The organism is Embleya sp. NBC_00888, assembly GCF_045207655.1.
Lineage (GTDB): Bacteria > Actinomycetota > Actinomycetes > Streptomycetales > Streptomycetaceae > Embleya.
The window spans coordinates 2,605,450-2,618,061 of sequence record NZ_CP108785.1 but is presented as its reverse complement, the minus strand read 5'-3'; the positions used below and the strand labels follow the sequence as shown (position 1 = coordinate 2,618,061).

Here is a 12,612-nt window from a genome sequence, read left to right as displayed (position 1 = left end):
CCGCCGGTCCGGGGGCGGGTACCGGGAGGGCAGGGTGAGCCCGCCCGGTCGGACGTTCGCGACGACGTGAACTTGCGTGCCCACATCCGGATTTCCACGGTGGACCCGCCGGTCACACCGACCGGGGGCTCGGTCACCGACCACCCAAGGTTCCGGTCGCCGGTCGGCGCGGGGTGGTGTGGCCGGCCATGGGGTGGATGGGCGCGACCTTGGTCGCCCTGGCGGCGTTTCGGAACTCCGCGCCGGGGCGGGCGGGTTGCTCAGACGCGTTCGAGTGCGCGGTGGGGTGGTGCGGGCAACTCGACGGCGATCGCATCGCCGGGCCGGATGTCGCCGCCGGTGCGCACGATGGCCATGATGCCCGCCTTGCGGACGATGCCGCCCGCCTCGTCGCGGCCGACGACGGCCTTGAGCAGGCCGTCCTGGAAGGCGTTGATCTGCGGACACGGGTTGCGCAGCCCGGTCACCTCGACCACGGCTTCGGCGCCCAGGCGCAGCAGCGTCCCGGTGGGCAGGCCGAGCAGGTCGACTCCTCGGGTGGTGACGTTCTCGCCCAACTCGCCCGCCGCGACGGTGAAGCCGGCCTCGGCGAGTTCCTCGAACAACTCGGCGTGGATCAGGTGGACCTGACGCAGATTGGGCTGGGTGGGGTCGGCCGCGACCCGGGAACGATGTTGCACGGTGACGCCGAGATGGGCATCGCCCTCGACGCCGAGCCCGGCCAGCAGCCGAATGCTCTCCACATTCGCCTTCGTGAACCGATGCTCCGCCTCCCGGCTCACCGTCACCACACGCGCCTCCACGCCGACACCCACTCTCCCGAGTCCCCATTCGATACCCACGACCCTAGGGCCCGAGCGCTCACGGGACGCGAGAGGGCGCCGGGGCGGTGCGTTGGCGCGTGGCGCGTGGCGCGGTGTGTCGGTGCGTACGGTGCGGGTCGTCGGGTGTCGGTGGGCGTGGCCGCGTCGGCGTGGTTCGGGGACGTGCGGGGCGTGGGTCGGCGGGGGTCCGGTCGCGTGGGCGCGAGCCGGAAGTGGCCGGTGGGCGCCGCGCGGGGTCTCTTCGTCGGCGCGCCTGCGTCAGGGTCCCGGAGCAAGTGGTCTGCGGCGCCGGGCAGTTCGGTTTCGGTGTCGCGGGTGACGGGGACGCGTCCGCCCGGTGGACCGGGCGAACCGTCCGAGCGGGGGCGGGATGCGTACGCCGGCCGGTGTGAGGGGAGTGGCTCGCTGGATCCGTGACGCTCCATCGCGGGTGTCGACCCGGCGGCCCGGGGTGGTGTGGGGCGTCCAGTAGTTTGGGTGGGTCGTGGGTGTCGATCCGAGTGGTCAGGGGGTGGTTGTCGTGCCCAAGGCCAGGCTTACGCCGGTGCGCTCGAAGCGGCCGGTGACGCGGGATCGGGTCGTGCGTGCGGCCACCGCGTTGACCGCCGAGGTGGGGTTGGAGGGCTGGACGATCCGGAGTCTGGCCACCGCGCTCGACTCGTGGCCGCAGGTGCTCTATCACCACGTGGGTGATCGGGACGCGGTGGCGCACGCGGTGGTCGAGGAGGTCGTGGCCCGCTTCCCGGTGCCCGATCCGGATCTGCCGTGGCGGGAATGGTTCCGCGAGTTGTTGTTGGCCGCCCGGCCGATCCTGCGCGCCTATCCCGGGGTCGCGCGGCGGCTCGTGCTGCGCGGGCCGAACGTGCCGGCCGCGTTGCCGATCATCGACCACGGCGTCGCGCTGCTGGCCCGCAGCGGCCTGGGCGTCGAGGCGATGGCGGCCTACCACGTGCTGTTCGCTGGGGCGATGTCGCCGATCGCGATCGAGGACGACCGTTCCGCGGCGGGTGTGTCCGCGGTGGACATGAGCGAACTCTCCGAGCAACTGGCCGCCGGCGGCGAGGGTCTGCGGGCCTTCGCCGCGACGCTGGCCCACCTGCGCCAGGGCCCCGACGAACGCGAGGCGTACGCCCTGCACATCTACACCTACACCCTCGATCGAGCCCTGGACGGCATCGCCGCGCGCATCGAGGCCTTGGCCGCCGGCGCGGAACCACTGGCCCCGTTCCCCTCCTGACGCACGGATGACCGTGATCGGTGGGTTCGCCGGACGGCAACCCTTTGCCGGCCGCGCCTGTTTCGCGTGGCGGGCGGACCGCCTCAACCCTTGCTCGCGCGGTGGCGGCAACCACCCGGCTCGACGCCGGGAGCGTTTCACTCGATGGTGAATCACGATCATCCCGCGTGCGCGAAGGCCCCGCCCGAGAGGACGGGAACCACATTCGAGCCGTCCATTTCGATTGCGATGGCGACGTCCTCGGCAAACCCGCCTGCGGCGAGTTCCCGCCCGGAAGCACCGGCGGCGACGGCGGTGCCCACGTCGGAGGTCGACACGAAAGCTCCCGCTGCCGCGTCGGCTTCGGGGGAGATCGTGCCGCAGCCGTGTTCCCCCAGCCCGGCGACTACTGCTCCCGCGCCGAGCAGGTCCTCGAGTGAGGGCCGGAGACTGCCGTCGGGCCATCGTTCGCCCGAGGCGATCACAGCGACAGGACGCTCGGCGGACCCGTAGCCCTTGTCGGCGAGCCACCTGCTCACCGCGGCGGCGTTGCGGAGCGAGGCCGCGACGACGGTGGCGTCGCCGGCCGCGGACGCGATGGCTGAGCCGTTGGGTGAGGGAAGCACCAATCGAGGCGTGAAGGGAGCGGCTCGCAAAGCGGCCGGAGAGAGTGACCACGGAGACGTACCGGTAGCCGCGCGACGTCCCACGGCCAGGTCGGCGTTCACTTGGTCGGCGAACACCGAGGCACTCTCATCGCGCCAACGATATGGCCGCACCCCATGGCCTCCCTGCCTCCACCGGTCGTCCATGGCCGAAGATCATGCCAGGAGAGCTCGACCGACTGCGATGCTTGGCCGGGCCGACTCGATTGCGCTCAAGGGCCACTCGGCCGCTCACTCCCGGCGAGCCGGGACCGGGACCCGGTAACGGCACCTGGACCGCAGGATCGTTTTCAGCGAACTCGGCGCGGACGGCACGGTCGAGGCGGCCGTGTGCTCGAACGTGCGGCAACGGCCCTGGTGGGACGCTCGGTTGGGTTGTGGCGAGGGCTCGGAAGGCGGTCGGCCGGGCAGCTGATGGCGCGGAGTGACAAGAATTACAGGTGGCTTTTGGTGACGAAATGGGATGATTTACGAATGCCTTCGCGTCAGTACGGCGGCCATCCGATCGACCCTCGTGCGCACCTCGACGATTCGGTGAAACGGCGCGTCGCACGATAGGCATGGGGCACTCCCCGCCCCGGCCGAACGATGCACTGCCGGGTGGGAGCCGCCAGTGGGACCCGGTCCCGACGATGCGTCCGTGGAGGATTCCGATGAGTGCCCGCACCCCGCGTGAATTCGCGCAACTGCCCTACGCACACCGGCTCGTGGCGTTCGAGGGCGAACTCGACCGGGACGGCGACCACGAACTCGCGCACTTCGACGGCGACGCCTTCGTGGAGGTGGAGGGCGGCGGCTCCGCGTTCACGTCGTCGGCGTTCTCGGCGGTCACGTTCACCGGCGGCCGGTACCGGCGGGCCCGGTTCGACGACGTGTGGCTGCACGGCGCGCGCGTCGTGGGGGTCGACTTCGCGGAGACCGCGTGGATGGACGCCGAGTTCACCGCGTGCGTACTGGCCGGGACCGAGGCCTTCGGCGCCACGATGCGGCGCGTGGTCTTTCATCAGTGCAAGTTCGACTCGGTCAACCTGCGGCAGACCAAGCTGCGCGAGGTCACTTTCGTGGACTGCCTGCTCCGCGACGTCGACCTCGCCGGCGCGACCCTGACCGACGTGAGCTTCCCCGGCTCGACCCTGGAGCGGGCCCGCCTGGACGGCGCCCGGATGACCCGGGTCGACCTGCGCGAGGCCGGCGCCCTCGACATCGCGTCCGGCCTCGAAGCGCTGCGCGGCGCCACCATCAACACCACCCAACTCCTCGCCCTGGCCCCAGCCCTCGCCCACCTCCTGGGCCTGACCGTCAAGGACCACTGACAGCCCCACCCCCACCCACCACGCCGCCCCCGGCGCCACCTCGCAGTCGCCCGCCCGCCCCCACGCACCGCACTGCGCCTGAGGTCGGGTCCGCGCCGATGCCTGAGGCCGCCGCGCACCGGCCCGCCGTCGTGTGGACCGTGCTGCTTCGCTTCATGAGCCGCGCCCACGACCGGCCCGGCCACGCACTCTGACTCGGCCGCAAGGCCACCGCGCCTTCAGTGCAACCGCCTCGCCGTCCGTCCGGACGCGGCCCACCCTGTTCCGCGCGCTGCATTGCCCGGCCCCGTTTCCCGCTCCGCGTCGCGCCCGACCCCGCGCCGCAGCCACTCCAGGCCGCGTTCCCGGCCGCGCCGCGCCGCCGCCTCGCGTCGCCCCGCGCCGCCTTGCGTCGCCCCGCGCCGCGCCACCCCACGCCGTGCCACCCCACGCCGCGCCTCGCGCCGCGCCGCCATCCCACCCCACGCCGTGCCACCCCACGCCGCGCCTCGCGCCGCGCCGCCATCCCACCCCACGCCGCGCTGCCCTGCTCCGCGCCGCGCCTTGCGCCGCCCTGCTCCGCGCCGCGCCTCGCGCCGCGCCGCCACCCCGCGCCGCGCCGACCCACCGCCCTGTGCCGCGTCCGCCCCGCTGCCTCGCCTCGCCCCGCTGCCCCGCCGCCCCGCACCGCCCGCCGCGCCGCCGCGCCCGCCGCCCCGCACCGCCCGCCGCGCCGCCGCGCCCGCCGCCCCGCACCGCCCGCCGCGCCGCCGCGCCCGCCGCCCCGCACCGCCCGCCGCGCCGCCGCGCCCGCCGCGCCGCCGCGCCCGCCGCGCCGCCGCGCCCGCCGCGCACCGCCCGCCGCACCCCGCCCGGCGCGGCCTCGCCGCCCCGCGCCGACCTGCCGCGCCGACCCGCCGCCCCGCCGCCCCGCGCCGTCGCGCCGCGTCGAGCGCCCCCCGTGACTTGGAGGTTGGGGTGTGGCGAAAATTCGGGCCCGGCTGTGGTGGTTGATGTTAGGTGAGGCTAACCTGCTTGATCACTGATCAAATCCAGACGGCGCAGCAGACCGGACGAGAGGTCGATTCGCGTGGCCACGTACATCACCGAGACGGAAGCGCCGGCAGGGCGGTCGGGTTCGCCGCTGACCGCGAAAGCGGCCGACGCGGATTCCGGGGCGGCGGGCAAGGGGGTGTCCGGGCTCGGTGAGGTGCTCGCACCGGTGCGGGGTCGGCTTGCCATCGGGGCCGGGCTTCAGGTGGTCGGGTCGGCCGCCGGGCTCACCCCGTATGTCGCGGTCGCCGAGATCGCGCGCGAGTTGCTCGCCGCCGGGCCGACCGACCGAGCCACCGTGTGGTGGTGGGTGCTCGCCGCCGTGGTCGGCCTGTTGCTGCGGACCGCGTGTGCGGGCGTCGCGTACACGATCACCCACTACGCGGACGCGGACACCGGGCTCCTGGTCCGCCGCCGCCTCGCCGAGCGGCTCGGCCGCGTGCCGCTCGGGTGGTTCTCCGCGCGCGGTTCCGGCCGGGTCAAGCGGTTGTTGCAGGACGACGTGCACGCGCTGCACCATCTGGTCGCGCACGCGCTCAACGACCTGGTCGCCGCCCTCGTCACCCCATTGCTCGCGATCGGCTACCTGTTCTGGGTGGACTGGCGACTGGCCCTGCTCGCGATCGCGCCACTGCCGCTGTATGTGATCGCGTACGGGTGGATGATGCGCGACGGCACCGCCAAGATCGCCGCCTGGAGCCAGGCTCTGGACCGACTCGACTCGGCCGTCGTCGAGTTCGTCGCCGGGATCGCCGTGGTCAAGACCTTCGGCCAGGCCCGCAAGGCGCACGACCGGTACCGGCGCGCCGGGGACGACCTCGCCGACTTCTTCGGCCGATGGGTCGGTCCGATGCTGCGCGTCGAGGCGGCGTCCTCGATGATCATCTCGCCGCCGGTGATGCTGCTCGTCGCGCTCGGCGGTGGCACCTGGTTCGTCGACGAGGGCTGGAGCGACCCGGTCGACGTACTGCCGTTCCTGATGCTCGCGGTGGGCCTGGGCGCACCCGTGATCGCCCTCGGCTTCGGTGCGCAGGCGATGCGCCAAGCCTCCGAGGCGGCCGGACGGATCGGTGAACTGCTCGCGGAACCGGTGCTGGAACCCCCGGCCCAACCGGGCCTGCCGGTCGGCGCCCGAGTGCGCTTCGAGGACGTGCACTTCTCCTACGACGGCGAGAACCCGGTGCTGAACGGCGTCGACCTGGTTCTCGAACAGGGCACCGTGACCGCCCTGATCGGCCCCTCCGGATCCGGAAAGACCACGCTCGCCCGGCTGTTGCCGCGCTTCTGGGATCCGGACCGGGGCACCGTCGGCATCGGCGGTGTGGACGTGCGCGACCTGGCCGACCGCGACCTGTATCGGCACGTCGGCTTCGTCTTCCAGGAGACCCGACTGCTGCGCAGCAGTGTGCGGGACAACATCGCGCTCGCCCGGCCCGACGCGAGCGACGCGGAGGTCGAGGCCGCCGCGCGGGCCGCGCAGATCCACGACCGGATCGGCGAACTCCCGCGCGGATACCACTCGGTGGTGCACGAGGACGCACACCTGTCCGGCGGCGAGACGCAGCGGATCGGCATCGCTCGGGCGATCCTGGCGGACACCCCCGTGCTGGTACTGGACGAGGCCACCGCGTTCGCCGACCCCGAGTCCGAGGCGGCCGTACAGGACGCGCTGTCCGAACTCGTCGCCGGGCGAACCCTGTTGGTGATCGCGCACCGCCTGCACACGATCACCCACGTGGATCGGATCGCGGTGCTCGAAGCCGGCCGGATCGTCGAATCCGGTCGACACACCGAACTCCTCGCCGCCGACGGCACATACGCCCGACTGTGGCGCGCGCAGTCACACATCGGGCACGACGACCGCGACGACAGTCGTGAGCTCGGCGACCGCGGCGACCGCGATGGCCACGACGACCAAAACCACAGCCAAACCCACGGCCAGGTGCCCGAAGCACACGGGGAGAGCACCCGATGATCCGTCAACTCCTGCGCATCGTCGCGCCGGAAGACCTCGGCCGATTCCAGCGCTACCTCGCGACCCTGACCCTGTACGGCATCCTCCAGGGCGTCGGCGTCGTGCTGATCGTCCCGGTGCTGCGTCCGCTCCTGCGCGGCGACACCGACGCGACCCATCCGTGGCCGGCGCTGCTCGCCGGTGTGACCGTGCTCACCTGCGCGGCCTACTACGTACAGGCCATGCTCGGCTTCACCAGCGCACTCGCCCTCCTGCGCGGATTGCACCACCGGGTCGGCGACCACGTCACGGCGCTGCCCCTGGGTTGGTTCTCCGCCGACCGGGTGGGCCGGCTGGCGCAGTCCACGTCGCAGGGCACGGTGATGATCACCGGGGTGCCCGCGCACCTGCTGCAACCCCTGGTGACCTCGGTGGTCACGCCGGTCACCGTGGCGGTGGGAATGTTGTTCTTCGACTGGCGACTCGCGTTGGCCACCGTCGTGCTCACCCCGGTGCTCGCGCTGGTCTACCGGTGGGCGAACGCGCTGATCGCCAAGAGTGCCCACGCCGTGGACGCCTCGGCGGTCGAATCCTCCAGCAGAATGGTCGAGTTCGCCCAGGCGCAGCCCGTGTTGCGCGCGTTCGGCCGGACCGCCGAGGGCCATCGGCTGCTCGACGACTCGCTGGTCGACCAGCGCCGCGCCGCGGTGCGGATGGTGCGCAGCGGCGTGCCGGGGGCGGCCGGCTTCGCGCTCGCGGTACAGGCCGCGTTCACCGTGATCGTGGTGGTCGGCGTGACGCTCGCACTCGACGGCGACGTGGACGTCGCCGAGTTGATCGCGCTGCTGGTACTGGCCACCCGCTTCACCGGCCCGCTGATCGAGGTCGCCGACCTCGGCGCCGCGCTGCGCTTGGCCGCGCACGACATCGACCGGATCGACGAGGTGCTCGCGGTGCCGCCGCTGCCCGAACCGGCCGCTCCGCGCTCGCCGGCCGACGCCGGGATCGGTACCGAAATCGTGTTCGACCACGTGGACTTCGGCTACGACGACCGGCGCGTGTTGCGCGACGTGTCGTTCACCGTGCCGCCGCGCACGATGACCGCGCTGGTCGGACCGTCGGGTTCGGGCAAGACCACGATCACCCGGCTGATCGCCCGCTTCTGGGACGTGGACGGCGGCAGCGTGCGGGTGGGCGGCGTGGACGTCAGGGACATGTCCACGTCGGACCTGATGAGCAGGCTGTCGCTGGTGTTCCAGGACGTCTACCTGTTCGACGACACGATCGAGGCCAACATCCGGGTCGGCCGCCCGGACGCGACCGACGCGGACGTGCGCCATGCGGCACGGTTGGCCCGGGTGGACGAGATCGTGGCCCGGCTGCCCGCGGGGTGGCAGACCCGGGTCGGCGAGCGCGGCGCCTCGCTGTCCGGCGGCGAGCGGCAACCCGTCTCCATCGCAAGGGCGTTGCTCAAGGACGCCCCGGTCGTCCTGCTGGACGAGGCGACCGCCGCGCTCGACCCGGAGAACGAGGCGGTGGTGCAGGACGCGCTGCGCGCGTTGACCGCCGACCGGACGTTGATCGTGATCGCGCATCGGCTCCGGACGGTGGTCGCCGCCGATCGCATCGTCGTGCTCGACGAGGGCGCGGTGGTACAGAGCGGCACCCACGACGAGTTGGCCGGACAACCCGGCCGCTACGCCGACTTCTGGGCCGAACGCGAACGCGCCCGAGGCTGGCGCCTCGCCGCGCCGGCACCCGGGCACACACCGCAGTAGGCCGTCCATTCCCGACGTGTGAGGTCTTTCGTCACCATGGTTCAGCCCACATCCCCCACCCCGTCCACCTCCGATACGCCGGTGCCGGAACCGGTCGCGGCCGCTGCGGCGGGCCGCTGGCCGGTGATCCTGGTCAGCGGTGCCGGCATCCTGATGACCCTCGACGTGACCATCGTCAACGTCGCGCTGCCCGCCATCGCCGAGGACCTCGGCGCCCGACTGGCCGGCCTGCAATGGGTGGTCAGCGCGTACACGTTGGCGTTCGCCGCGCTGCTGCTCGCGGCCGGTTCGGTCTCCGACCGGATCGGCCGGCGCCGGGTGTTCGGCGCGGGCGTCGCACTGTTCACCCTCGCCTCGGCGGCCTGCGCGACCGCGCCCGACGTCGGCACGCTGATCGCCTGCCGCGGCGTGCAGGGCATCGGTGCCGCGATGGTGATGGCCACCTCGTTGGCACTGCTGGCGTCCGCCTACGCGGGATCCACCCGCCAGACCGCGATCGGCGTCTACTCCGGCCTGAGCGGTGCCGCCGCCGCGCTCGGACCGTTGGTCGGCGGTGGACTGGTGGACGGGCTCGGCTGGCGCTGGATCTTCCTGATCAATCTCCCCGTGGGCGCCGTGGTCGTGCTCGGCACGTGGCTGCGGTTGCCGGACGACAGCACGAGCGTGGCCGGGCGCGGCCGACTGGACCTGGCCGGCGTACTGCTCGCGATCGTCGGTCTGTTCGCGCTCAACTACGCCGTGATCAAGGGCCCGGACAAGGGCTGGGCGGATCCGGTCGTGGTGGGCACGCTGACCGGCGGCGCGGTGCTGGTGGTCGCGTTCGTCCTGGTCGAGATGGCCCGGCCGAGGATCGCGCTGTTGGATCTGCGGCTGTTTCGGATCCCGTCCTTCAGCGGGGCGATCCTGGCCAGTCTGTTCGCCCGGATCACCTCGTTCGGCCTGCTGCCGTTCCTGATCCTGTGGTTGCAGGGCATGCTCGGCAACTCGCCGTTCCGGACCGGCGTGAAGATGTTGGCACTCACCATTCCGATCCTGGTGGTCGCGCCGTTGAGCGGGCTGGTGTTGCGGGTGCTGACACCGGGGCAGGCGATCGGTCTGGGCTTCGCGGTGGCGGGCGTCGGGACGTTGACCATGCTGCCGGTGGACGCGGACAGTTCGTGGACGGTCATGTTGCCGGGCTTCGTACTACTGGGCATATCCGGCGGGTTGAGCTTCCCGCCGCTGATGGGCGTCGCGGTGGGTGTGGTGCCGGCCGAGCGGGCCGGGATGGCGTCCGGCGCGACCAACATGTTCTTCCCGCTGGGTACTTCGATCGGAGTCGCCGCCGGCGGCGCACTGTTGACCGCACGGGTGGGAGACGAACTGGGCGGCGACGTGCTGGTACGCGGCGGAGTGCCGGAGGGAGCCGTCGACCAGGTTCGGGACGGTGTCGTCTCCGGGCGGTTCGAGCCGCTGTCCGAGCATCCGGCCGCGCTGGACAGCGCCCGCGAGGCGTTCACGGCGGGCCTGGCACAGGTGTGCCTGCTGATGTCCGTCCTGGCGTTCGCGGCGGCGGTTTTGTGCACGTGGCTGATCCGGGACGGGGACCGGCACGAGCCGCACGAGGCGAAGGCGGGCTGAACATCCTCGGGACCCCGCTCGCCGGTCCGGTCGGCGGGTACGTGCGAAAGCCCGGGCCGGCACCGACCGGGTGACCGGGCGGCGGCCGGCGCGTCCTCTCCCGCGCGACGGCGGCCGTCGACGATGATTATCGTTGGCGGCCCCGGCTGCCCCGCAGGCGGCGCGACCTGTGAGGATGTCCGCTTGTGGGGGAGGCGACAGTGGGCGAGCCGCACAGGCCGGACCGGACGGACGCGCGGGAGGAACCGCCGGCCGATCCCGGCCTGCCGCTACGCCCGCGAGGGATGGTCGACCTGCGCGGACGCGAGCGCGGGCCCGCCGTGCTGGGCTACCCGAGCGGCTCGGTCGTGGTGGTCTCCGGGTTGCCCGGCAGTGGCAAGAGCACATTGCTGCACCGCTGGTCCCGATCGGCGACGGTGATCGACCCGCGCACGGTGCACGTCGAATATCAGACCCGGATGCCCGGCTGGCTGCCGTACGCGGTCTATCGGCCGTGGGTGCGACTGCAACACGTGCGGCGGCTGCGCGCGCACGTGCGCGGCGGCGGACCGGTGCTGGTGCACGACTGCGGCAGCAGACCGTGGATGCGCCGCTGGCTGGCCCGATCCGCCGGCCGGCAGCGGCGCGAACTGCACCTGGTACTGCTCGCGGTGGACGCGGCCGACGCGCTGGCCGGCCAGGAGCGGCGCGGGCGCTGGGTCCCCGGGCGGGTCTTCGACCGACACCGGCGCGGTCTGGCGCAGTTGTTGCTGGCGCTGTCCGTACAGGGCGGCGGCGCCGTCGTACCGGAGGCGGCCTCGGTCGTACTGCTCGACCGCACCCTGCGCGAACACGTGATCGCGCTCGAGTTCGGCCCGGGGCGGACCCCTCGCCCGCTGCCGGGCCCGGTGCCGGAGCCCACCGAACCACCCCCGATCCTGCCCACCACCACGACCACCCGCGTGATCACCCGGCGGGACCCCCGCACACCCGAACCGATGCCGTGAACCCGAAGCCCACGGCGGACCCGGGCGGCCGGACTCACTCCGAGGAGATTTCCCGGGGCCGCGACCTCGCGACTCGGTAGGCCGGGCTCTCGTCGGTCACCCGATCGCGGTGACTGAGCCTGTCCCGGGGCGTCCGCAGCGCCTCGGACGCGGGCCTCATGGTCAACCCGAGCTGCTTCGACGAAATACGCGCCCCCACCGGGCGGAGCAGAAAACTCTGCCGCTCCTGCGAGAACCCTTTGGTCTGTGTATACCCGTCGACCAGGTCGCGCTGCATCGTGAATTTTCTCAGGTCCTCCGGCGCGAGCGGCACACGATTCTCCTCCATGTACCGAACCGCAAAGTCGACGGCCGGTTTGAAGGGCACCAAAAGGCATTTCGCGCCTCCGATGAAGCCACCCTTGGTGAGGCCGACGCCTTGTTTCATGAAGGCTTTGCCGATACCCATGAAGTCGCTGTCGTCAAGGACCACGTCGCGGTACTGGGTGAATTCACCGCGACCGTTGAGCGGGCTGTAGACCCGAGTCTGGTAGTGCCGCTCCTGTGGATTCTCCCGCTTGTACTCCGCCAGGTGGAACGCCGTGCACGTGTCCCAGTCGGTGCCCGCCATGAGAATGTGGGTGTTCGGGGTCCGGTACAGGGCGCCGAGTGGGGAAGCCTCGCCCAAGTGACTGCGCGGGTCGTGCCCGTCGACAATCTCGTGACCACGTTTCCCGGTGGCGGCAAACGACGTCTGTGGATGTCTGCTGCGAAATCCGCGCCGCCGGATCACCTCGCTCAGGAAGCCGACCTCCTCCGACGGGGTGATTCCCGGATCGAAAGCGGGCAGGGCGGCTTCGATGCGGGCGCGCTCCTCGGGGGTCTTCCCCTCGACCGCGGCCCGATAGGCGTGCGAGGTCAGCGAGTTCCAGGAGGTGAAGGTCGGTACGGCAAGGGTGGCGTCGGGTCCCAGGCCGTCCATGATCCCGTCCACGACGACCTTCGCCATATCGGCCTCGGGGCCCGACCGTGTGCCACCGGGACCCGCGCCGGCACGATCCCGGGTCGATGTCCGGGCGGACAGGGGCTCGAGAAAGGCCGCGAGCGACGAATGCAGCAAAATCGTGCGGTCGGACGGAATACCACGAAGCAGGTACCGCGTATCCTCGGCGATGCGCTCCGGAGTGAGATCGAGGACCGACACAGTTCCACACCTCTATCGTGCCCATCCGGGGTTCGGCGATT

General features: G+C 72.2%; 9 protein-coding genes and 1 pseudogene. 7 read left to right on the top strand and 3 right to left on the bottom strand.

Features of this window, described 5'->3' with window-relative positions:
* Nucleotides 1–170: 170 nt before the first annotated feature.
* Nucleotides 171–236: pseudogene (locus OG948_RS45750) on the top strand (hypothetical protein); the annotation flags it as partial.
* A 24-nt stretch (nucleotides 237–260) separates the two neighbouring features.
* On the opposite strand, the gene OG948_RS45745 reads toward OG948_RS45750, so the two are convergent.
* The gene (locus OG948_RS45745; RefSeq protein WP_406300631.1) at nucleotides 261–743 is read right to left on the bottom strand and encodes an MOSC domain-containing protein; all 483 of its coding nucleotides are present in this window, start codon (nucleotides 741–743) and stop codon (nucleotides 261–263) included.
* 661 nt (nucleotides 744–1,404) lie between these two features.
* Between OG948_RS45745 and OG948_RS45740 the strand changes: the two genes are divergently transcribed.
* Nucleotides 1,405–2,061 (top strand): TetR family transcriptional regulator, encoded by a 657-nt coding sequence (locus OG948_RS45740; RefSeq protein WP_331770931.1) that lies wholly within the window; start codon nucleotides 1,405–1,407, stop codon nucleotides 2,059–2,061.
* Nucleotides 2,062–2,219: 158 nt separating this feature from the next.
* Here OG948_RS45740 and OG948_RS45735 read toward each other — a convergent pair whose 3' ends face one another.
* Nucleotides 2,220–2,768: a 2-phosphosulfolactate phosphatase gene (locus OG948_RS45735; RefSeq protein WP_406300630.1), complete on the bottom strand. Its 549-nt coding sequence runs from the start codon at nucleotides 2,766–2,768 to the stop codon at nucleotides 2,220–2,222.
* A gap of 590 nt (nucleotides 2,769–3,358) precedes the next feature.
* On the opposite strand from OG948_RS45735, the gene OG948_RS45730 reads away from it, so the two are divergent.
* From OG948_RS45730 to OG948_RS45710, 5 genes are all read left to right on the top strand, one after another.
* Nucleotides 3,359–4,018, top strand: coding sequence for a pentapeptide repeat-containing protein (locus OG948_RS45730; RefSeq protein WP_331770929.1), 660 nt, complete (start codon nucleotides 3,359–3,361; stop codon nucleotides 4,016–4,018).
* Nucleotides 4,019–5,087: 1,069 nt separating this feature from the next.
* The gene (locus OG948_RS45725) at nucleotides 5,088–7,025 is read left to right on the top strand and encodes an ABC transporter ATP-binding protein (protein ID WP_331770928.1); all 1,938 of its coding nucleotides are present in this window, start codon (nucleotides 5,088–5,090) and stop codon (nucleotides 7,023–7,025) included.
* A complete protein-coding gene (locus OG948_RS45720; protein ID WP_331770927.1) occupies nucleotides 7,022–8,782 on the top strand; it encodes an ABC transporter ATP-binding protein in 1,761 nt (586 codons plus the stop codon). The genes OG948_RS45725 and OG948_RS45720 overlap by 4 nt, the downstream gene beginning before the upstream one ends.
* Nucleotides 8,783–8,818: 36 nt before the next feature.
* The gene (locus OG948_RS45715; RefSeq protein WP_331770926.1) at nucleotides 8,819–10,402 is read left to right on the top strand and encodes an MFS transporter; all 1,584 of its coding nucleotides are present in this window, start codon (nucleotides 8,819–8,821) and stop codon (nucleotides 10,400–10,402) included.
* Between the two features lie 185 nt (nucleotides 10,403–10,587).
* Nucleotides 10,588–11,388 (top strand): AAA family ATPase, encoded by an 801-nt coding sequence (locus OG948_RS45710; RefSeq protein WP_331770925.1) that lies wholly within the window; start codon nucleotides 10,588–10,590, stop codon nucleotides 11,386–11,388.
* A 34-nt stretch (nucleotides 11,389–11,422) separates the two neighbouring features.
* On the opposite strand, the gene OG948_RS45705 is transcribed toward OG948_RS45710, so the two are convergent.
* On the bottom strand, nucleotides 11,423–12,571 hold the full coding sequence (locus OG948_RS45705; RefSeq protein ID WP_331770924.1) for an AAC(3) family N-acetyltransferase: 1,149 nt from the start codon (nucleotides 12,569–12,571) through the stop codon (nucleotides 11,423–11,425).
* Between the last annotated feature and the right edge of the window lie 41 nt (nucleotides 12,572–12,612).